Origin of the sequence: Flavobacterium suzhouense (assembly GCF_042684765.1) — a bacterium.
Lineage (GTDB): Bacteria > Bacteroidota > Bacteroidia > Flavobacteriales > Flavobacteriaceae > Flavobacterium > Flavobacterium suzhouense.
This window is the reverse complement of sequence record NZ_JBHUMD010000012.1, coordinates 20,712-41,832: the sequence shown is the minus strand read 5'-3', so window position 1 is coordinate 41,832 and position 21,121 is coordinate 20,712. Positions and strand designations below refer to the sequence as shown.

Annotated in this window: 16 protein-coding genes; 14 read left to right on the top strand and 2 right to left on the bottom strand. The window is 37.2% G+C overall.

Annotation, left to right across the window (positions count from 1 at the left end):
• Positions 1 to 69 precede the first annotated feature (69 nt).
• The 4 genes from ACFSR3_RS08695 (at position 70) to ACFSR3_RS08680 (ending at position 5,250) form a co-directional block, all read left to right on the top strand.
• Positions 70 to 1,182, top strand: a complete 1,113-nt coding sequence (locus tag ACFSR3_RS08695; protein WP_379820624.1) for an AI-2E family transporter — start codon at positions 70 to 72, stop codon at positions 1,180 to 1,182.
• A gap of 12 nt (positions 1,183 to 1,194) precedes the next feature.
• The gene (locus ACFSR3_RS08690; protein ID WP_379820623.1) at positions 1,195 to 1,593 is read left to right on the top strand and encodes a hypothetical protein; all 399 of its coding nucleotides are present in this window, start codon (positions 1,195 to 1,197) and stop codon (positions 1,591 to 1,593) included.
• Between the two features lie 127 nt (positions 1,594 to 1,720).
• Positions 1,721 to 3,256 (top strand): carboxypeptidase-like regulatory domain-containing protein, encoded by a 1,536-nt coding sequence (locus ACFSR3_RS08685; protein ID WP_379820622.1) that lies wholly within the window; start codon positions 1,721 to 1,723, stop codon positions 3,254 to 3,256.
• Positions 3,257 to 3,435: 179 nt separating this feature from the next.
• Positions 3,436 to 5,250 (top strand): hypothetical protein, encoded by a 1,815-nt coding sequence (locus ACFSR3_RS08680; RefSeq protein ID WP_379820621.1) that lies wholly within the window; start codon positions 3,436 to 3,438, stop codon positions 5,248 to 5,250.
• Here the strand turns inward: ACFSR3_RS08680 and ACFSR3_RS08675 are convergent, their stop codons facing one another.
• Positions 5,251 to 5,931 carry a Crp/Fnr family transcriptional regulator gene (locus ACFSR3_RS08675; RefSeq protein WP_114759522.1) on the bottom strand — a complete coding sequence of 227 codons (681 nt, stop codon included), beginning with the start codon at positions 5,929 to 5,931 and terminating at the stop codon, positions 5,251 to 5,253.
• 109 nt (positions 5,932 to 6,040) lie between these two features.
• Here ACFSR3_RS08675 and ACFSR3_RS08670 point away from each other — a divergent pair, with 109 nt between their 5' ends.
• The 8 genes from ACFSR3_RS08670 (at position 6,041) to ACFSR3_RS08635 (ending at position 14,646) form a co-directional block, all read left to right on the top strand.
• Positions 6,041 to 8,413, top strand: coding sequence for a heavy metal translocating P-type ATPase metal-binding domain-containing protein (locus ACFSR3_RS08670; RefSeq protein WP_379820620.1), 2,373 nt, complete (start codon positions 6,041 to 6,043; stop codon positions 8,411 to 8,413).
• A gap of 89 nt (positions 8,414 to 8,502) precedes the next feature.
• Positions 8,503 to 8,679, top strand: a complete 177-nt coding sequence (ccoS, locus tag ACFSR3_RS08665) for a cbb3-type cytochrome oxidase assembly protein CcoS (protein WP_114759524.1) — start codon at positions 8,503 to 8,505, stop codon at positions 8,677 to 8,679.
• Between the two features lie 2 nt (positions 8,680 to 8,681).
• Entirely contained in the window at positions 8,682 to 10,880 is a 2,199-nt protein-coding gene (ccoN, locus tag ACFSR3_RS08660; RefSeq protein ID WP_379820619.1) for a cytochrome-c oxidase, cbb3-type subunit I, read from the top strand.
• 6 nt (positions 10,881 to 10,886) lie between these two features.
• Positions 10,887 to 11,078, top strand: a complete 192-nt coding sequence (locus ACFSR3_RS08655) for a CcoQ/FixQ family Cbb3-type cytochrome c oxidase assembly chaperone (RefSeq protein ID WP_169522159.1) — start codon at positions 10,887 to 10,889, stop codon at positions 11,076 to 11,078.
• Between the two features lie 7 nt (positions 11,079 to 11,085).
• A complete protein-coding gene (locus ACFSR3_RS08650; protein ID WP_379820618.1) occupies positions 11,086 to 11,982 on the top strand; it encodes a cbb3-type cytochrome c oxidase N-terminal domain-containing protein in 897 nt (298 codons plus the stop codon).
• 12 nt (positions 11,983 to 11,994) lie between these two features.
• A complete protein-coding gene (gene ccoG, locus ACFSR3_RS08645) occupies positions 11,995 to 13,413 on the top strand; it encodes a cytochrome c oxidase accessory protein CcoG (RefSeq protein WP_379820617.1) in 1,419 nt (472 codons plus the stop codon).
• An 11-nt stretch (positions 13,414 to 13,424) separates the two neighbouring features.
• On the top strand, positions 13,425 to 13,877 hold the full coding sequence (locus tag ACFSR3_RS08640) for a FixH family protein (protein WP_379820616.1): 453 nt from the start codon (positions 13,425 to 13,427) through the stop codon (positions 13,875 to 13,877).
• A 67-nt stretch (positions 13,878 to 13,944) separates the two neighbouring features.
• The gene (locus ACFSR3_RS08635) at positions 13,945 to 14,646 is read left to right on the top strand and encodes a sulfite exporter TauE/SafE family protein (RefSeq protein ID WP_379820615.1); all 702 of its coding nucleotides are present in this window, start codon (positions 13,945 to 13,947) and stop codon (positions 14,644 to 14,646) included.
• A gap of 30 nt (positions 14,647 to 14,676) precedes the next feature.
• Here ACFSR3_RS08635 and hemN read toward each other — a convergent pair whose 3' ends face one another.
• On the bottom strand, positions 14,677 to 16,041 hold the full coding sequence (gene hemN, locus ACFSR3_RS08630; RefSeq protein ID WP_379820614.1) for an oxygen-independent coproporphyrinogen III oxidase: 1,365 nt from the start codon (positions 16,039 to 16,041) through the stop codon (positions 14,677 to 14,679).
• Positions 16,042 to 16,279: 238 nt separating this feature from the next.
• Here hemN and ACFSR3_RS08625 point away from each other — a divergent pair, with 238 nt between their 5' ends.
• Together ACFSR3_RS08625 and ACFSR3_RS08620 are read left to right on the top strand one after the other, a co-directional pair.
• Entirely contained in the window at positions 16,280 to 16,660 is a 381-nt protein-coding gene (locus ACFSR3_RS08625) for a hypothetical protein (RefSeq protein ID WP_379820613.1), read from the top strand.
• Positions 16,661 to 16,742: 82 nt separating this feature from the next.
• A complete protein-coding gene (locus ACFSR3_RS08620) occupies positions 16,743 to 21,119 on the top strand; it encodes a CusA/CzcA family heavy metal efflux RND transporter (RefSeq protein ID WP_379820612.1) in 4,377 nt (1,458 codons plus the stop codon).
• Positions 21,120 to 21,121 lie beyond the last annotated feature (2 nt).

Here is a 21,121-nt window from a genome sequence, read left to right as displayed (position 1 = left end):
AAATTTAAGATACATACTAATAATGTCGGTGTAAATTTGATTATTGTTTTAAATAATAGTCAAAATTTTATGAGGCAGGAACTACGTTTTCCATTTTATGCAAAATTTGCATTGGTATTGTTTATACTTATTGCGATAACATTTATTCTTTATGTTGGGCAATCGGTTATTATGCCATTGCTTATGTCGCTTCTATTTGCCATTTTGCTCAGACCTGTTTCTAACTTTTTTGAGAGAAAAATGCGCATCCCTAATATAATGGCCGCTTTGATTACGGTAATTCTGTTTGTTTTGGTATTTGCAGTCCTGTTTTATTTTATTTCAATTCAGGTATTGGATATGACCGAGGACTGGAATAAAATGAAAACCAATCTGCATCAGCATTATATTAATTTACAAGCTTATGTTAAGGATACGTTTGGTTTTAGCAGGAAAGAACAGGAAGAACTAATTAATAAAGCTGCTGATAGTTCTGTTGAATCAGGAAAGCAAATGTTGGGCAGTACATTATCATCATTTACAGATTCTGTGATGAATCTTGTTCTGATTCCTGTTTACATTTTCCTTATCCTTCTATACAGAACACATTTTATAAAATTCTTATGTAAGTTGTTTGACAAAAAGCATCATAAGACTCTTGAAGATATCATGGGGACTATTAAGGTTTCCGTTCAAAGCTATATAGTTGGGTTAATGATTGAATTTGTAATTGTATCCGTATTAACTGCTTTAGGACTAATGATAATAGGTGTAAAATATTTTATTTTATTAGGACTTATAACCGGATTGCTTAATCTGATTCCTTACATAGGTATACTTATAGCAGGAGTGTTAACTATAATTGCATCACTCACTGGAACTACAGATCTATCAATTATAGCTGGTATAATTATAGTTAATGTAATTGTTCAATTACTTGATAATAATTTACTGGTACCTATGATTGTAAGTTCTAAGGTTGAGATAAATGCTATAGCTTCAATTATAGGTATAATAGTAGGTGGGCTTTTAGGGGGGATTACAGGAATGTTTTTAGCAATACCAATAATGGCTATACTAAAAGTAATATTTGACAGGATAGATGAATTAAAACCCTGGGGGTATCTGTTGAGCAATGATTTGCCGAAGTCTTTTGTTTTTAGAAAAAAGAAGGTAGCGCCCGTACCTGAGCAAGAATCTTAAAAGGAAAGCATTATGGAACTGCATACTCAGATAATATGGCTGTTTATACTAGCTATTCCCATAGCTTGTGTCGCCTGGACGGTTACTCACGAGGAAGTGTTCAGGGAGCCAAGAGAATATTGTATAAAATGTTCTAAAGAAGGAAAAACAATTCTTAAAAGAAAATTCTTTTACCTGTTTACCTGCGAGTATTGTTTTAGTCATTATGTTACCCTTTTCTTTTTAATACTATCCGGCTACCAGCTTTTATTAACAGGGTGGAAGGGATATCTGATTGCCGGTTTTGCACTGGTATTTGTTGCCAATGCGTACATGAGTGTTTTTGCCCTTTTACGTCAGGCTATTAAAAAGGAAAAAACAGAGATTAAGGTAATGGAAAAGGAAGTTGAAGATAAGGAAGCCGATAAATAATCATAGGGCATTTTATTCAGGTCTTTATAATTAAGAGAAAGCTTTTATAGAAAGGGATAATTGTAAGGAAAATAAACCAATTATTGTTTCGTTATATCCTTAACCAATAACCAACCTCTACTATAATATGCTTAAAAAAATCTTTATAGGCCTACTTTTTCTTGCAGGGATGTTAAACACAGTAGCTCAGAATATTTCAGCAAGAATTATTGATGCCAATACTTTTGAAAATTTATCTCATGCGAGTATTGTAGTCAACGATACTGAAAATCTTGTAAGTAATGAAGACGGATACTTTACAATTTCTGATAAATATACTGATGATGCTTTACTCTCAATTTCTTTTTTAGGCTATAAAAGCGTACTTGTAACTTTGAGCGAACTTAAAAAAAGCAATTATATTGTTAAGCTTCAGCCGGGGAGTTTTGAGTTAGAAACTGTGTATGTATCTAACACGTCAATGAGCGTTGATAGTGTTATGGCAAACGTTAAAAGAAATTTGCCTAAAAATTACAGATGGGATAATAAAGCTAACAGCAAAAAGATTTTTTACAGAGAAGGACTTGCATTTAAACCCATTAATCTTAAAGCTGAAATGACCAGCGCAGAAGGGTATACTAAAAAACAGCTCACGGATGCCAATACTGAGCTGAAAGCTTTTACAAATGAATTGATCTCTCATCCTCCACAGGAATTTACCGATATGCTTTGTAATTATTATATGGCATCAAAAATGCATAAGGAAAAACTCCATCCTGTAACCAAATTCAATGTTATAAAGGCAACACAGTTAAAAGACAGGAGCCGCGGGGTAGATCTTAATGAAATGGAAAAAATGGCATCAGGTATATTGTTTAAGCATTTAGATCCGCATAAATATTACCGTATTAAAAGCGGACTGTTAGGAACAAGAGATACTGTTATTGCTAATGGTGCTTTTTATGAAAGTAAAAAATATCGTGTGAATACTATTCAGGAAGATGCTGTAAAGAAAAAGCTGAATTTGGCAAAAAATAAAGTGACTTCTTTTGTAAATGGAAGTAATTTGCAAAGTACAAAGTTTGATTTTATTACACTACAGGAACTCTATGATTATTCATTTGCAGGTACAACCCAATCAGAAAATAATACATCCGTTTACATCATAAAATTCAGTCCAAAAAAGCGAAAAGGGAAATATACAGGAACGCTTTATGTTTCCGAAAAGGATTATGCAGTACTAAGGTCAGATTATACTCTTGGGGAAGGTAAAAAACTGGGTGGGGTAAATTTAAAATTTCTGTTTGGTGTAAAACAATCTGAAAACCTTAGTAGAGGAACGCTAATATTTAAAGAAAAGAAATCAGGAGAAGGATATAACCTGCAATATGGTTCAGTTACAACAGGACAATACGTATATGTAAACAGGCCTTTGAAATTTTTGGAGATTGCGGAAGAAGATAAGCATTATGTTGCATTTAATTTGAAAGTCGAAGCTAATGTAGAAGAAAAGGAAGAGTATTTTATGATGGCTCAGGAAGAGATAACTGAAGCTGATTTTGATAAGGTTACAGATTCTGATTTTGAGTACATGCAACTTAGCAGTTATGATCCGGCTGTATGGAAAGAATATGGTGGTATAGAACCAATGGAGGAGATGAAGAAATTTAAAACTATAGAATAAAACAAAACAGCTCAGGTATTTCTGAGCTGTTTTGTTTTATACAGACTTCCCTATTATTGTATTTTGTTAGTCATTAAATTTGATGTAATATCAAAATATTAGAACTAATACATGATATCCGTCAGTTTTTAAAATATTGCCAATTATCATATTTGCTGATTATTCTTAATTAGGACATAATGATAAAACAACAATTACATAATTTTCACATTCCTGTAATGGGGCTGGCATATACTATTGATAGTCCGATTAAAGTTTCCAGGTTTGGAATAGACTCTGTTATTTCAATAGTGGACGACGAACTGATAGAAAAAATGAATGCTTTTTACAGCAGGAATTTTGAACTGCCATATAAGGAAATTACTCAAAAAACCTACGATTACAGAGCGAAACGCATTACATCTTATCTCAATCTTGTAGATACGATTGTGAAGAAAAAATTTAATTCGTTTTGTGATGAACTTGCAACGAACAAAAAAGCCCTGAATGATTTTGTTGCAATGCTTCCAAAAATTTCATCGGTTAAGAAAAACCTTGAGGCTTATCTTTCAAACCAGTTTAGCGAATCATCCGATATACTAAAGTATCTGAGCGAAAATTTATTTCCGGGAGCTATAGATGTAAATATCATGACAAAGGTTGATAAGACCAATTATGATAAAAACGATTCGTTACCTAACATTTACAATGATGCACATTCTGCATTAAGAGGCTTTGCCAACAGTAATCTTAGCTCCTCGCTTGTATTATCTGCCGGGATGAATCCTTCATTGTTCAGTTATATAGCTGAATTTGACGATTTTTTACCGGACGATAGTGGTTTACTTAAAAAGAAAGTTACTTTGAAAGTAAGTGATTTCAGGTCGGCAATGATCCAGGGAAGCTTTTTAGCAAAAAAAGGAATATGGGTATCGGAGTATAGAATAGAATCAGGACTTAATTGTGGAGGGCATGCCTTTGCAACCGATGGATTACTTCTCGGTCCCATAATGCAGGAATTTAAAGACCGAAAGCAGGAACTTATAAATACTACAGATGGTTTACTTCAAAAAGCACTTTCATTAAAAGGAAAGAATATTTTTGAGTCACCTTTTGAGGTTAAATTTACCGTTCAGGGTGGGGTAGGTACAGCTGAGGAGCACGACTTTCTATTAAATTATTATGAAATGGATTCTGTAGGCTGGGGATCACCTTTTTTATTGGTGCCCGAAGCAACAACAACCGATAAAGCTACCCGTATGCTATTAGCCAATGCGAAGGAAAAAGATTTTTACCGTAGTGATATTTCGCCATTAGGAGTACCTTTCAATACGTTAGTAGGTACTACGAATGAATACATTAAAACGCATAGGATTCTTCAGAATAAAGCAGGGAGTTCATGTCCTAAAAAGCTATTGGCATTGAGCAAAGAGTATGACGAAAAAGGAATTTGTACGGCATCGCGAAAGTACCAGCAGCTCAAACTGGAAGAACTTCAGGAAACTACTTGTAATTTATCATCTGTCGAATTTGAAAAAACTGCCACATCCGTTACTGTGAAGTCCTGCCTTTGTGTAGGTCTTGCTAATCCTGCTTATCTGGAAAATGATATTCCGATTAAAGGCGAAGCTCAGGGGGTAGTTGTTTGTCCGGGGCCTAATATGGCCTATTTTGACAAAGAAGTCTCTTTAAAGGATATGGTCCGCCATATTTATGGCTATCAGTCTATACTATCTCAGGAGTACAGGCCTAATGTGTTTGTAAAAGAATTAGGCTTATATGTTGAGTATCTTGAAAATAATATCGCTGAAGTAAGAGAACAGCTTACACCGGCTCTCATAAAAAAATGGGAACTGTTTAAAAGTAACCTGTTGCAGGGAGTCCTTTATTATGAGGATGTTTTTAAAGCATCCTGCTTTTTTGAGTCGGCTAAAAACGACATTTTAGAAAATCTTAAACTCTTCAGGCAAAGAATAACAATTGTTAATCTGTCTGATGCCGAAGTTTTAAAGTAATTATTGCGTAAGTTTTGATAGTTTATCTCTGTCCGGTATAATGATTTTTTTACCGGACAGTTGTATTACTCCCTGTTTATTAAAATCAGACAATAATCTTATACAACTTTCGGTAGCAGTACCCACCATACTCGCTATTTCTTCACGCGATAATTTTATATTCAGGCTTTTATCAGGATTTGTTCCAAACGAATCAAAAAGATAAATCAGTGTTTCTGCAAGGCGCTGCTTAACCGGTTTTTGTGCCATAGCTACTAGATGGTCATCGGCTTCTTTAAGATCGCCACAAATGTTTTTCAGCACATTCATGGAAAACTGGTTGTTTTGGTTAAAAAAGCGCATTACTTCATTTTTAGGTATAAAGCATACCTCCATGTCTTCAAGTGCAACAGCACTAAGATTTACAGGTTCGTCGCTTATCATAGATCGCTGCCCAAGCAATTCTCCTTTAGTAATAAGTTTTAGGATTTGTTCATTACCGTTTGCGCTAAGTTTGGTCATTTTACAAACACCATCTTTTATGCAAAAGATACCATTTACATTTTCTCCTTCAGAAAAAATGGGCTCTCCTTTTTTAATGGTATACGACGATTTGCAATCAGCTATTCTGAGTATCTCTTCTTTATTCAGTGCTTTTAAGGAACTGAATTCACGAACGATACATTGTTCACATTTACTCATCCTGTAGGGATTTTATGATTACAAAGATATTAAATTCATCAGATGATAAATATCATATTTTTTTATTTAACGGATTCTGAATTTTGCTGTAGGTAAATGAGCAAAAAATATGGAAACTAAACATTGTTTTCATTGCGGATTAGACGTTATAAAAAAAGATGAGATCATTTTTGATGATAAATCGTTTTGTTGTAACGGTTGTAAAACCGTATATGAAATATTCAGTCTTAATGGGCTAACGGATTATTACGCGTTTGAAAGTAATCCCGGAGCAACGCCCCTTGATATTAACGGGAGGTATGACTTTCTTGATAATGATGATATTGTAAAAAGACTGCTTGAATTTGAAGAATCAGGTACTGCAATAGCATCATTATACATACCCCATATACATTGCAGTTCTTGTATATGGATACTGGAGAATCTTAACAGACTGAATGTTAATATACGTAACTCCCAGGTAAACTTCCATGAGAAAAAAGTTCGCATAGTTTATAATCCGGATGATATTTCACTCAAACAAATTGTTGAGCTGTTATGTAAAATTGGTTATGAGCCTTATATAAGTCTGGAAAATTATGAGGCAACTAAAAAAAAGGTAGACCGAGACCTTATTTATAAATTGGGTGTAGCCTTCTTTTGCTTTGGTAATGTCATGTTGCTTTCCTTCCCCGAATATTTTGAGGTAGAGGAGTACTGGCTTGATAACTACAGAGGATTTTTCAGATGGCTGATTTTTGCGTTATCACTACCTTCTTTCTTTTATGCTGCGAGTGGCTATTACATTTCGGCGTGGAAAAGCCTGCGTTCCCGAATGCTTAACATTGACGTGCCAATTGCTCTTGGCCTTGTGGTGATGTTTGTTCGTAGCACAGTAGACATTGTTTTTGATCTGGGTCAGGGATTTTTTGACTCTCTTACAGGACTGGTATTCTTTATGTTGTTAGGAAAATTATTTCAGCAGAAAACTTATAATTTCCTATCCTTTGAGCGTGATTTCAAATCATATTTCCCAATCGCAGTAACAAAGATTTTACCTGGAGGAGCCGAAGTATCGGTACCTGTTTATGATATAGTGCAGGGTGACAGGCTTTTGATCCGTAATCAGGAGTTAATTCCTGTAGATGGAATTCTTATCAGTAAAAATACAGCAATTGATTACAGTTTTGTTACCGGAGAAGAGGCGCTTATAGAAAAACAATCAGGCGATAAGCTTTTTGCCGGGGGAAGGCAGATGAAAGAGGTTATAGAGATGGAAGTGCTTAGTTCAGTCTCCCAAAGCTACCTTACACAACTATGGAGTAATGATGTTTTTACAAAAAAAGATGCTAATAATTATAAAACACTAACCGATACCATAAGCCGTTATTTTACGCCAATTCTATTACTTATTGCTATAGTATCGTTCTCTGTCTGGATCTTTATAGATGTTACCACGGCATTTAATGTGTTTACTGCGGTACTAATAGTGGCCTGCCCTTGTGCATTGGCGCTTAGCGCACCTTTTACATTGGGTAATGTACTCCGAATAATGGGTAACCGAAAACTCTATCTTAAAAATGCAACTGTTATAGAACAGATGGCAAAAATAGATACGATAGTTTTTGACAAAACCGGTACCATAACCACAAATAAAAAATCAGAAATTTATTTTGAAGGTGAAGAACCCGATCATAAACAGTCAACTTTTATTAAGTCCTTGCTTAGGGCTTCAAACCATCCATTGAGCCGACGATTGTATGATTACTTACCACAAGCGAACTTATTGCCTGTAGAGGATTTCAGGGAGATAACCGGGCAGGGCATAGAAGGTATCATAAATGGATTCTTTATAAGAATAGGCTCTGCGACTTTTGTTGGGAATGATACAGAAGTTTCTTCACAAACGTTGGTATACATATCAATAAACAGGAATTGTATAGGCCGATATGTATTTACCAATAGTTACCGAAACGGACTTTCTGCTTTGTTTCATCAGTTGAAAGGCAAATACAGTCTTAAGGTTCTGTCAGGAGACAATGAGGGAGAAAGAGAAGCTTTGTCTAATCTTTTGCCGGCCGATACCCAGCTTATTTTTAATCAGAAGCCGGAGCAAAAACTCCAGTTTATAGAGAACCTCCAAAAGCAGGGGCATAATGTAATGATGATAGGGGATGGGCTAAATGATGCAGGTGCATTGGCTCAAAGTAATGTGGGGATAGCGATATCTGAAAATGTAAATGTGTTTTCGCCCGCATGCGACGGTATACTTGACGCTTCGCAATTCACTAAGATCAGTTCTTTCATGAAGCTGTCTAAAAACACAATCAAAACCATTAAGATGAGCTTTACATTATCGCTACTGTATAATGTTGTGGGACTTTCATTTGCAGTGACCGGAAAACTATTTCCGTTAACAGCGGCTATTATTATGCCATTAAGTACAGTAACTATTATAAGTTTTGTAACCATTATGAGTAATTATTATGCAAAAAGACACTAAAAAATACTAGTAATAATGGCTGTTTATGACAAATATCATGTTTTTAGAAACCGGGCTACAATAGCTTTGTTAACATAAATTTTAGAGGTATGAGCGTAATCTATTTATTAATTTCCATTAGTATCGTGGTTGCTATTTCCTTTTTTATAGCCTTTGTAAAAGCTGTAAAGAGTGGGCAATATGACGACGATTACACCCCATCCGTACGGATGCTTTTTGATGATGAACTAACAAAAAACCAAAGCAAAAACGATAACTCAAATTAACTATGGAAGTGCAACAATTTTATTATGACAATAAGATAGTCAAAAAGTTCCTCTATGCCTGTATTGTATTTGGCGTTGTAGGGATGCTTGTAGGCCTTTTGATTGCCTCAATGTATATGTTTCCCAATCTTACCGAAGGTATCTCGTGGCTTAGCTACGGACGATTAAGACCTTTGCATACCAACGCGGTAATTTTTGCCTTTGTGGGTAATGCTACCTTTGCCGGTATCTATTATTCTTTACAAAGGTTGCTTAAAACCAGAATGTATAGTGACCTCTTAAGTAACATTAACTTTTGGGGTTGGCAGCTCATTATTGTTGCAGCAGCCATTTCGCTTCCTTTAGGTTATACTTCTTCAAAGGAATATGCTGAGCTGGAATGGCCTATAGATATTGCTATTGCTGTGGTATGGGTAGTGTTTGGAATTAATATGATTGGTACTATCCTGAGAAGGAGGGAACGCCACCTGTATGTAGCAATTTGGTTTTACCTGGCTACATTTATAACAGTTGCAGTTCTGCATATCTTTAACAGTCTTGCACTTCCTGTGGGAGCACTGAAAAGTTACTCGGTATATGCCGGTGTACAGGATGCGTTGGTGCAATGGTGGTATGGTCATAATGCTGTGGCATTCTTTCTTACTACACCTTTCCTTGGGCTTATGTATTACTTTTTGCCAAAAGCGGCTAACAGACCGGTGTATTCATACAGATTATCAATTATTCACTTTTGGTCACTGATTTTTATCTACATATGGGCAGGTCCGCACCACTTGTTATATTCAGCTTTGCCTGACTGGGCTCAAAATTTAGGTGTTGTTTTCTCAATCATGCTTATTGCACCATCATGGGGTGGTATGATTAACGGACTACTTACTCTTAGAGGAGCCTGGGATAAAGTACGTACAGAGCCTGTTCTTAAATTCTTTGTAGTGGCGATTACAGGTTATGGTATGGCAACGTTTGAAGGGCCTATGCTATCGCTTAAAAATGTAAATGCAATTGCTCACTTTACTGACTGGATCGTAGCTCACGTACACGTTGGTGCCCTTGCATGGAACGGATTCTTAACCTTTGCCCTTATCTACTGGCTGGTACCAAGAATGACCAAAACCAAATTATACTCTGTTAAGCTTGCCAACTTCCATTTCTGGATAGGTACACTGGGTATTATATTATATGCGCTACCACTATATGTTGCCGGTTTCACTCAGGCTTCGATGTGGAAACAGTTTAACCCTGATGGAACACTTAAATACGGTAACTTCCTTGAGACAGTAAAAGAGATTATGCCGATGTACTGGATGAGGGCTATAGGTGGTACTCTGTTTGTAATAGGTATGCTGGTATTGGTATATAATATTATCCAGACTATCAGACAAGGTCAAAAGATTGAAGATGAAGCTGCAGAGGCACCTGCTCTGGAAAGAATTACAACAAAAAGAATGAAGGGCGAGAAATTCCACCCTTGGTTAGAAAGAAGGCCTATTCAGCTCGCATTACTTGCTACGGTTGCGATTTTGATAGGAGGCGTTATACAGATTGTGCCTACCATAATGGTAAAATCTAACATACCAACAATTAGTACTGTAAAACCTTATACACCACTGGAACTTGAAGGGCGTGACCTATATATCCGTGAGGGATGTGTTAGCTGTCACTCACAAATGATACGTCCGTTCAGATCAGAAGTAGAGCGTTATGGTGAATATTCAAAATCCGGTGAATATGTGTACGATCACCCGTTCTTATGGGGTTCTAAGCGTACAGGTCCCGACCTGATGAGGGTAGGTGGCAAGTATAGCGATAACTGGCACTTTAACCACATGTGGGATCCGCAAAGTACATCGGCAGGTTCAATAATGCCATCGTATAAATGGTTGTTTGATAATAAGCCTATGGATTACAGCGAAACTCAAAAGAAAATGGAGGTAATGGTTAAGCTTGGAGTGCCTTATACTGAGGAAGAGATTGCAAAAGCTCCTCTATTAGTAAAAGAGCAAGCTGCTAAAATTGAAAAGAGCCTTCATACGGATCCTGATTTTGTGAAAAGCTACGAAGAAAGCAAAAAAGCTGCCGTAGCCAGAGGTGAACAATTTATCGAAATGAAAGACAGGGAAATTATAGCTTTAATTGCTTACCTGCAACGTTTGGGAACCGATATAAAAATTAAAACAACTGCTGATAATACTCAAAAATAAGAAGCCATGCTAAAGTTTGTAAAACATAATCTGGAAAGTATCTCGGGAGTAGAGGTCTTTCCAATCATATCACTGCTTATCTTCTTTCTTTTCTTTATAGTGCTTTATACCTGGGTATTTACATATAAAAAAGAGAAGATAACCGAATTGAGTAATATTCCTTTTGATGGGGATGATCAAAATAACACTATAAACTAAGAACGATATGAAAAAGTTTTTTCCGGTTTATGTAAGGCTTCCGCTGATTTTTGCACTTGTATTCATGGCTTTGGAGTTTTTTATAGACAGTGGTGACAGACCTGCTTTTCTAAAATATCCTGAGGTATCTATATTTCTTGCAACATTTCTCTTTTTTCAGATAACGCTTGAGATTGTTTATGCTGCTTTCGAGAGACTAAATTACAATCTGTTGACTGAGGAGGAGAAAGCCAAAAAGGCACAAGAAGAGGCTATTGCTTTTACTGATACTGCTCTTTACAAAAAAATAAAGGGATGGTTTGTAAAATCCAAACCAATTGAAGAGGAAAGCTCAATCCTGTTACATCATGACTACGATGGTATTCAGGAGCTTGATAATGTTCTTCCTCCGTGGTGGGTTAACCTTTTCTACGTTACCATATTTTTTGGAGTAGTATACCTTGTACGTTACCATATTTTTGATGGTGAAGATCAGGCAGCAGAGTTTAAAACAGAAATGGCCGAAGCTAAGCTGGCAGTTGAAGAATATAAGAAAACAGCAAAAGATCTTATTGATGCCAACTCTGTAACGTTACTTACTGATGCCGGTGATATAGCTACGGGTAAAAAAATCTTTGAGACAAACTGTGTAGCTTGCCACAGACCAGATGCCGGTGGAGCGATTGGACCTAATCTTACCGATAAATACTGGATACTTGGAGGAGGAATTAAAAATGTATTCCATACTATAACCGAAGGTGGTCGTGATGGTAAAGGTATGGTGGCCTGGAAAGGAACGCTAAAACCATCCGAAATACAACTGGTTGCAAGTTATGTGCTATCGCTTCAGGGGTCAAACCCTAAAGATCCAAAAGCACCTGACGGGGATTTATGGGAAGAAAAGGCAGAAACACCTGCTAAATAACAAGAGCAAATTATGAGTATAGCACAGAATGACGATTTCCGCGACAGACTGGGCACGGTTAATGACGAAGGTAAAAGGGTTTGGGTTTATCCCAAAAAACCTTCAGGAAAATTATATGAGTACAGGAAGTGGGTAAGCTACTTTTTATTAGCCTTCCTTTTCCTGGCACCGTTTGTAAAAATCAACGGAAATCAGTTCTTATTATTTAATGTAATCGAAAGGAGATTCAACATTTTTGGATTTCCTTTCTGGCCCCAGGATTTCCATTTGTTTGTTATCTCGATGATTATAGGTGTAATCTTCGTAGCTCTGTTTACAGTGGTGTTTGGCCGTATTTTTTGCGGATGGATATGTCCACAAACTATTTTTATGGAAATGGTTTTCAGGCGTATTGAATACTGGATTGAAGGCGACAGGAATGCGCAGATGAAACTGGATAAACAGGAATGGAATGGTGAAAAAATAAGGAAGAAAGCCTTAAAGTGGTTCGTGTTTTTTATCATTTCTTTCATGATTGCCAATGTCTTCCTGGCCTATCTGACCGGAAGTGAAAAGCTGGTGCAAATGGTAACGGAAGGACCACAAAATAATATTGGTACGCTGGTAGCACTGCTCATTTTTACGGCTGTATTCTATTTTATCTATATATGGTTCAGAGAGCAGGTTTGCATCATTGCCTGTCCTTATGGAAGGTTGCAGGGAGTATTATTGGATAATAAATCTATTATAGTTGCCTATGACCATAAAAGAGGAGAAGGAGAGAACGGCCGTGGTAAAGTTGTTAAGAATGAAAACCGTGATGTAGTTGGCAAGGGAGATTGCATAGATTGTAAGCTTTGCGTGAATGTTTGCCCTACCGGAATTGATATTAGGAACGGTACTCAGCTGGAATGTATTAACTGTACAGCCTGTATAGATGAATGCAATACCGTAATGGACAAGGTGGGTTTTCCACAGGGGCTTATACGATATGCAAGTGAAGATGAAATAACAAAGAAAGAGAAATTTGTTTTCACTACACGAATGAAAGGTTATACTGCAGTATTGGCTATTCTTATTGGGATTTTTATTGGGATGCTTTTCCTTAGGAATGAGGTAGAAGCTACCGTGTTGAGGTTGCCGGGACAGCTCTATGAGCATAAAGGAGAAAATATCAGCAATGTATATACTTATAAGATTGTAAACAAGACAGCTAAAGATTTTAAAAACGTAAGTTTCAGGATCAGGTCGCCTAAAGGTAGTGTGAGAACGGTAGGGAAAACCAGTTTTTCTATAGCCAGGGAGCAAATGGTGCAGGGAACACTGTTTATAGAGATTAATCCGGCTTTTCTTGATGGAGATAAAACACGGGTGATTCTCGAAGTGTATTCAGGCGATAAATTACTCGATACTGAAGCTACAAATTTTTTAGGTCCGCGTACTTTTAATTAAAAACTAAGATTATGAAAATAAATTGGGGAACGGGAATAGTTATAGCATTTGTACTGTTTATGAGTTTTATACTCTTTTTTGTATTCAGGGTGCAAAGCGATTCAAAATATGACAACGAACTGGTTGTGGAAGATTACTACAAACAGGAAAGAATATTACAAGATGTGCTGAATAAAGAAGCCAATGCAGCACAACTTGATCAAAAAGTAAAAATTGAAGATACTGAGGAAGGTATATTGATAACCTTTCCTGAAGATTTTACTCCAAACGATATAAAAGGAAAAGTGTCCCTATACAGGCCGTCTGACCAAAAGTTGGATAATGAACTCCAGATAGCATTATCCACGTCTAATCATCTGCTCATACCTAAAAGTGATTTGGCAGGCGGCCGCTGGGACATTATTACCGATTGGCAATATCACGGTAAAAGCTATCTGAATAAACAGATGCTTAACCTGGAATAGATTTCAAATTAAAGATAATGACAGGCAGATATTTTATATATGCCTGTCATTTACTAAATTAATACAGATGCTTTTTTCAGCACTTATATTAGGTTTATTATCCAGCCTCCATTGTATAGGTATGTGTGGCCCTATTGCCATGATGCTGCCGCTTGACAGGAATAATGAGGCCAAGAGAGTATTACAGCTTTTATTGTATCATACAGGCAGGCTGTTCTCTTATGGAATATTAGGTGCCTTTTTCGGGATTGCCGGAAAGGTTTTAAGCCTTGCCGGGATTCAGCAGCAGTTATCTATCATAGCAGGTATTGTGATTATTATCATAGTGATGATACCGGAAAATAAGTTTGCGCAGTATAATTTTTCCAAACCGGTTTACCGAATTATCTCGAAAATTAAAACCGGCCTTGGCAGCAGGCTGAAGCAACGAAATAATAAAACCTTTTTTATGATTGGCCTGCTCAACGGATTATTACCCTGCGGTCTTGTATATGCAGCATTGTTTGGTGCTATAGCAATGCAGGATGTTAGCTATGGTGTACTTTACATGATCTTATATGGAATAGGAACCATACCGTTAATGAGTATTGTTGTTTTTGCAGGCGGTATGTTTACTCCTAAACAGCGAAACACATTAAATAAGCTGGTTCCTTATGCTATGGTATTTATGGGAATGTTATTTATTGTTCGTGGTCTCGGATTAGGTATTCCTTACATATCACCATCCGATTTCAGTCTTTTTGTACAACAGGGCTCTGTTTGCAAATAAAAAAATCCTCCTTTTTAAAGGAGGATTTTTTTATATCACCATGGAGAATAATTGGGTATTGGGTAATTTTCTCCGCATTCTTAGGTCAAATGCCATACAGATGTTCCTTACATAAGGTTTTCCTTTTTCAGTAACCTTAATGTGGTCTTTACTGAACTCAATAAGCTCGTCATTTTTCATTTCTTCCAGACTCAGTACAATTTCCAGTAAGTCCGGCAAAAATTCATTTTCATTGCACCAGGATGTCTCAAAATTACACATCAGGTTAAGTATGTGTTTGCGTATAATGAGATCTTCTGCAGTGAGAACATGGCCTCTGTATACCGGAAGCTCATTATCTTCAATTCTCATATAGTAATCTTCAAGATTTTTTTCGTTTTGTGCAAACCCATACCAGCTATCACTTATTGCAGAAACCCCCAATCCAATCATTAGTTGTGTTTTTGAGGAACTATATCCCATAAAATTGCGGTGCATGCTACCTTGTTGGTATGATTGGTAAAGGCTGTCGCTTTTTAATGCAAAATGATCCATTCCTAACTCATGGTATCCCTCTTTATTCAGAATCATTTTTCCAATTTCATACAACCTTCTTTTTTCTTCATCCTTTGGAAGGTTATTTTCGTCATAACCACGTTGTCCATTACCTTTCATCCATGGAGTGTGTGCATAACTGTAAAAGGCGATACGATCAGGTTCCAGCGCTTTGGTTTTTTCAATGGTATCTACCATAGTTTCAATAGTCTGGAATGGAAGTCCAAACACCAGATCATGACTAATGGATGTATAGCCAATTTCCCTTGCCATTAAGGTAACATTGGCCACATTGCTGTAAGGTTGTATTCTGTTAATAGCTTTTTGCACGGTTTCATCATAATCCTGCACACCAAAACTCACACGCCTGAATCCAAGATTATAGAGTACCTGCAAATGTTCTCTTGTAGTATTGTTGGGGTGTCCCTCAAAACTAAATTCATATCCGGGAGCAGCTATTGCAAGCTCAAATATGCCGTTTATTAGTTTTTTTAGATTTTCGGGGCTAAAAAAAGTTGGTGTTCCTCCGCCAAGATGTAATTCTTTTATGAGCGGTCTTGTTTTAAACAGGCTTCTGTACATTGCCCATTCTTTAAGAATCGCATTTATGTAAGGTATCTCAGTTTCGTGTCTTTTTGTAATTCGCTTGTTGCAGCCGCAAAAGGTACACATGCTTTCACAAAATGGAAGGTGAATATATAAGCTTATACCTTCTTTGGCGTTACTTTCTTTAAAGGAACGTATAGCGCTTTCTTTCCAAATCTGTTCCGAAAAGTTTCCATTATCCCAATAAGGTACAGTAGGATAACTGGTATACCTTGGACCGGGAACATTATATTTTTGTACTATTGATGTTTCCATATAATTTGATTTTTCAATATCAAAAGTATCATAGAGAGCATTGTAAAAAAATGATAAATATCAGGTAACGTTTAATTGAAAGCCGTCAACATGATTGCTGCATGAAATTAAAACGGTTTTAAAATTTTGAGATTCCTAATTGTTTCCAGATTTAGAGAGCAAATTGCGTATTATTACTAACCTATAATTAACAGTAAAACCATTGTGAGTTTATGCAGGCTGTTATACCTTTGCCATCGTGAAAAAGCTTTGTGTTTACATACTGATTTTCCTGGTTAACCTTAATACCTCTTTTTTTGAAGAGCTATTAAAGGTTCCTGTGCTGGTGCAGCATTTTATGGAACATCAGCAACGAAACGCAGATATTGGTTTTGGTGAATTCCTTGCTCAACATTATGGAAGCAGGAACACAAAAGATAATGATGAAGACCGTGATATGCAGTTGCCTTATAAAAAACTAGATCATCATGATGTAACACATTTTGTGTTTTTACCAAATCGTTTCTATTCTTCTTCGGTCAGAATTACACCAATAGATTCTCAGGTAGAGAATCATTACAAAAATAATTTTCTTCACAATCCTCATTTAGGAGCTTTGTTCAGGCCTCCTATTGCCTAATATCTTTTTCCGGATTTTAAAATAATGCTCAGGCACTTTAGTGTCGGTGGGTATGTATATTATTTATTTCCAATACGATATTATGCTTAATAAAATAATTCAATTTTCAGTTAAGAATAAACTGGCAATTGGTGTCTTCACATTGCTGTGGATTGTCTACGGGGTGTATGAAGTAAGCCGTTTACCTATTGATGCCGTACCTGACATCACTAACAATCAGGTACAGATTATAACTACTGCGCCTTCATTGGGTGCTGAAGATGTAGAGCGCCTGATAACTTTTCCAATAGAACAGGCGATAAGTAACATTCCTCAACTTAAAGAAAGCCGGAGTATTTCGCGTTTTGGGCTATCAGTAGTGACCATAGTTTTTGAAGATGATACTGATGTATACTGGGCTCGTCAGCAGGTAGCAGAAAGACTTCAGAAAGTTGAGATTGATGAGAATGCCAATACGCCCGAAATGGGACCTGTAACTACAGGTCTTGGCGAAATATACCAGTATGTGCTAAAACCACAGCCGGGCTATGAAAACAAATTCTCATTAGAAGATTTACGAACCATACAGGACTGGACAGTCAGAAGGCAATTGCTGGGAACTCCCGGTATAGCCGATGTGTCTACTTTTGGAGGAAAGTTAAAGCAATATGAAGTAGCTGTTAATCCGGCTAAATTAAAAGCACAAAACTTAACCATAAGCGATGTATTTACAGCACTTAGCCGAAGCAATCAAAATACTGGTGGAGCCTATATAGAAAAAGGGCCTACAGTATCTTACATTCGAAGTGTTGGTCTTGCCAAAAGCATGCAGGATGTAGAGAATATAGTTGTAAAATCTACCATGGCAGGCACACCGGTGCTTATAAAAAATATTGCTGAGGTAAAACTGTCTTCGGCAATTCGTTATGGTGCGCTTACCAATGAAACCGGTGAAGCCGTAGGTGGTATCGTGATGATGCTTAAAGGAGAAAATGCCAACAATGTAATCGTTAGCGTTAAGAAAAAAGTAGCTGAGGTTGAAAAGATACTTCCGGAGGGCTTAAAGATTGAACCTTTTCTTGACCGTACCAAAATGGTTGATAATGCCATTGGCACTGTAGAAAAGAATCTTGTTGAAGGTGCCTTGATAGTAGTACTGGTACTGGTGCTTTTCCTGGGTAACTTAAGAGCAGGATTTATAGTAGCATCAGTAATACCTTTGTCTATGCTTTTTGCCATTATCATGATGAACACTTTTGGAGTGAGTGGTAACCTGATGAGCCTTGGAGCACTTGATTTCGGACTTATTGTAGATGGAGCCGTAATTATAGTTGAAGCTATTTTACATCACCTTCATTCAGCAAAGAAATATAAATCAGTAAATAGCATATCTCAGGAAGATATGGATAAAGAAGTTACCGGATCGGCTGCGCGAATGATGAATGCTGCTGTTTTTGGACAAATAATCATCCTTATTGTTTACCTGCCTATATTATCATTACAAGGTATAGAAGGTAAAATGTTTAAACCTATGGCTCAAACGGTTGCATTTGCCATTTTAGGAGCTTTTATATTGTCGTTAACCTATGTACCTATGGTTAGTGCCCTTTTTATCAGTAAAAAAATCAGTCACAAACCTAACTTGTCCGACAGGGTTATGGCAAAGCTAGAGGGCTGGTATGAAGGCTGGCTGGTTAAAGCCTTAAAGATTCGTAAGACAGTAGTTGCCACTGCAGTTGTATTGTTTGCTTTGGCACTGTTTCTTTTTAGCAGGATGGGAGGCGAATTCATTCCTCAACTTGAAGAAGGAGATTTTGCTGTAGAAACCCGTTTGCTTTTAGGAACAAACCTTACCACTACAACTGAAACTATTGTAAAGATTTCTGCCGAACTTAAAAAGAAATATCCTGAAGTAAAACAGGTTGTTTCAAGGATAGGAAGTGCCGAAATTCCTACCGATCCAATGCCGATTGAAGGAGGGGATGTGATTATTGTGCTTAAAGACAAATCAGAGTGGATAAGCGCCTCGTCATTTCCTGAGCTGGCAGAAAAGATGGGTGAAACCATACAAAATGTTGCCCCGGGAGTTTCAACCGGTTTTCAGTATCCGGTTCAGATGCGGTTTAATGAGCTGATGACCGGAGCTAAACAGGATGTGGTTTGTAAAATATACGGAGAAGATTTAGACAAGCTTGCAAAATATTCAGAGCAGTTAGGGGCTATAAGCAGAACTGTAAAAGGAACTGCAGACCTATATGTAGAAAAAGTAACCGGTATGCCTCAAATTGTTATAGACTATAATTGGGCAGAAATGGCTAAGTACGGTTTGTATGTAGAGGACATAAATCGTACTGTAAATGCAGCTTTTGCAGGTGCAGTAGCCGGTAATATTTATGAAGGTGAAAAACGGTTTGATCTTGTAGTTCGTATAGGGAACAGCGGAAGGAAAGATATCAATGATGTACGCAATTTATTGGTTGCAACGCCATCAGGTGCGCAAATACCATTGTATCAGGTTGCTTCAGTAAATGAGGTAGAAGGGCCAAACCAGATTCAGCGTGAAGATGCTAAACGAAGAATAATAATAGGATTTAATGTTAGAGGACGTGATGTTCAGAGCATTGTAGATGAGCTTCAAAAAAAGGTAAATGCTGAAATCAAATTCGATCCCGGGTATTATGTAACCTATGGAGGGGCATTTGAAAACCTGCAACAGGCAAAAAGCAGGTTGGGGGTAGCAGTTCCGGCAGCTTTACTAATGATTTTTGCACTGTTGTATTTTGCCTTCAGGTCATTTAAAGAAGGTATCATCATTTTTACTGCAATTCCACTTTCGGCTATTGGTGGTGTTTTTGCCCTTACCCTTAGGGATATGCCTTTCAGTATTTCGGCAGGAGTTGGTTTTATAGCATTGTTTGGAGTCGCAGTACTTAACGGAATTGTTTTGATATCAGAATTCAACCGTATCCAGAAACAGGGAGAAATTACCAATCCTTCAGATATAATACTTACCGGTACAAAAAACAGGCTTCGCCCGGTACTGATGACTGCGGCCGTTGCATCATTAGGTTTCCTGCCAATGGCATTAAGCAATGGTGCAGGAGCAGAGGTACAACGACCGTTGGCAACTGTAGTTATAGGAGGTCTTGTTACAGCAACCCTGCTTACTCTTTTTGTACTGCCGGCCATTTATCTTATGACCTACCATGCTAAAATATTCAGAAAAAAGATGAAAAATAAAACGCAAAATAAAGCCACGGTTTTGCTTATCACACTTTTTACAGTATTTGGCGTTAAAGCCCAGGAACCTGTTAAAGTGCCTTTAATAAAGGCTGAAGAAATTGCCACAAAAAACAATAAACGTTTACAGGCGGCAAAGCATAACGAACGCTCTCAGGAGTACAGGTCTAAATCAGGCTATGATATCCCTAAAACAGTTATAGATGGTGATTATGGACAGTTTAACAGCCGTATGAATGATACCCGTTTTAGTATAATTCAGAGTTTTAATTTTCCCACAGTGTATTCAAGGCAAAAGAAAGCACTTACCGAAAATTATAATGCAGCCCAGGCACAATCACAGCTTACTTTGCAAGAAGTGAAAGCTAATGTAAGAACCTTGTTTTATGAATTGGTGTGGCTTGAAAGCAAAAAGGAATTATTGCACTATGCCGACAGCGTTTACCGTCTTATGGAGGAAAAGTCCCAATTAAGGTTTAAAGTAGGGGAGACCAATGTATTGGAAAAAAGTGCGTCACAATCGGCAAGGCAGTTTTATACAAACCAGCTCAATATGATCAGGCAGGATATTGAAATCGCTTCAAGATCATTTAATACTATTCTTCAGGACAGCCTTGTGTATACACCTCAAACAGACAGTATAAAAATTCAGTTCGCAATTCCATTGGAAATGGCAGATGCCGGTAATCTTCCGTTGTCTAAATTATCCCGGTCGGAGGCAGAAGCTGCTAAATGGAGATGGAAGTCTGAACGTGCACGTATGCTTCCGGATATTACTCTTGGTTATAATAACCTGAGCATTACAGGTTATCAGACTGACAAGGCGGGTAATGACAGCTATTATGGACCAGGAAACCGATTTAGTTATGTTACAGCGGGACTTAGCATACCGCTGTTCTTTGGTAGCCAGTCGGCGAAAAACAAAGCGGCTAAAGCCGAGTGGCAAAATATGGAATCGCAAAACGAAGCTGTAAAAACAGAACTGACTACCCAATTGGTCAACGCTCATAAAGAGGTTGTAAAATTCAGGGAGAGTTTGCATTACTATGAAACTGACGGCCTGGCTAATGCACAAACTATTATAGATGCTGCAAATAGCCAGTTTACTAATGGTGATATCGATTATCTGCAATGGGTACTGGTGGTAAATCAGGCCATTACCATTAAAAATGAATATCTGGATACTGTAAATAATTATAACAAGGCAGTTATCGTGCTGCAAACCTTAAACAATTTGTAATA